The 1,703-nt window shown below is 69.5% G+C and carries 1 protein-coding gene; it reads right to left on the bottom strand.

Annotated elements, in window-relative coordinates; translation table 11 throughout:
* Positions 1-1,160, bottom strand: a 1,160-nt coding sequence (locus AC08OX_RS15700) for a DEAD/DEAH box helicase (RefSeq protein WP_476608498.1), incomplete at its 3' end; no start/stop codon positions are given.
* Positions 1,161-1,703 lie beyond the last annotated feature (543 nt).

Below are 1,703 nucleotides of genomic sequence, written 5' to 3' on the forward strand. Positions count from 1 at the left end.
ATCTGATGGAACTCCCGTGCCGACAGCAGCCGCACCCTGCTCCCGTCGTACTTCGACAGGGAGGTGAACACCACCGTGCGGATCGGCACATTGATCCCCACCCCCAGGGTGTCCGTGCCGCAGATGACTTTCAGTAGCCCCGCCTGGGCGAGCTGCTCCACCAGCCGGCGGTACTTCGGCAGCATTCCGGCGTGATGCACCCCGATGCCGTGGCGGACCAGCCGGGACAGCACCCTGCCGAACCCGGCGGTGAACCGGAAGTTCCCGATCGTCCTCGCGATCGCGTCCTTCTCCGCCCGGGTCGACACGTTCACGCTCATCAGTGCCTGCGCCCGTTCCAACGCCTGCGCCTGGGTGAAGTGCACGACGTAGACGGGAGCCTGGTGGGTCTCCAGCAGCTCACCGATCGTCTCGTGCATCGGCGTGGTGACGAACCGGTAGAACAGCGGCACCGGACGCTGCGCGGAGCGCACCACCGCGGTCCCGCGCCCGGTGCGCCGCGTCAGGTCCGCCTCGAACAGCGACACGTCACCGAGCGTCGCCGACATCAGGATGAACTGGGTGTGCGGCAGTTCCAGCAGCGGCACCTGCCAGGCCCAGCCGCGGCCGGGGTCGGCGTAGTAGTGGAACTCGTCCATGACGACCTGACCGACGTCGGCGGCGACCCCGTCGCGCAGCGCGATGTTCGCCAGCACCTCCGCCGTACAGCAGATGATCGGCGCCGTGTCGTTCACGCTGGCGTCCCCGGTCATCATCCCGACCTGCGCCGCGCCGAACATCGCGCACAACGCGAAGAACTTCTCCGACACCAGCGCCTTGATCGGCGCGGTGTAGAAGGTACGCCGCCGCGCCGCCAGCGCCGCGAAGTGCGCCCCCGCCGCGACCAGGCTCTTGCCCGACCCGGTCGGCGTCGCCAGGATCACGTTCGACCCCGAGACGATCTCGATCAGCGCCTCGGACTGCGCCGGGTACAGCTCCAGCCCCTGCTCTGCGACCCACCTGGTGAACGCGTCATAGAGTGCGTCGGGATCGGGCCCGCCGCCGGGCCCGCCGGGGCCGGTCAGGTCCGGGTTCTTCGAGCCGGGGTCCTTCGGGTGGGGGGCCCGTTCGTCGTCATGGCCGGTGCCGGAAGTCGGGGGAAGGTGGTCGGTGAGTGTCATGGTCGTTCGATCGTGCCTGATGGACGCCGCCCACGGCTTTCGGGTGGGCGGCCCGTGACGCTCTGCTACCCGGGGCGGACGGTGTTCGTGAAGTCCGCTTTCCGCGCCTCGATGCGGGGGTACGCCCAACCCGGTTCTGGCGGGTAGCACCAACGCCCCGATCCGGAAAACCGACCACAGGTAGCACTGACAATCCCCCAGACACGGAGGGAAACACGTGTCCCGTGAATCCGAACTGCAGTCGGCCATCGCCGCCTCTGCCGCTGTATCCGGCAGCACCGATCCCGTTATCGTAAAATCTACTGTCACCACGTCCGGTACGGCCCAATCCATCCCCACGACCCCCACGACCACCCTCGGATCGGGCACCCTCGGTTCTGCCGCGGCGCGTGTCGCAGCACTCCGGCCCGGTGACTACGACGGGTGTCCGCCGGGCCGGTCCCGCCCCGACCCGACCCTGCCGTCGGGGCCGCCGCTCCCGGCCAGGGCCACCGGGCCGAGGCGGTCGACCCGTCCCGACGTGGCGGACCAGCCGAAGACCCT

Source organism: Frankia sp. CoBUL1 (genome assembly GCF_978021245.1).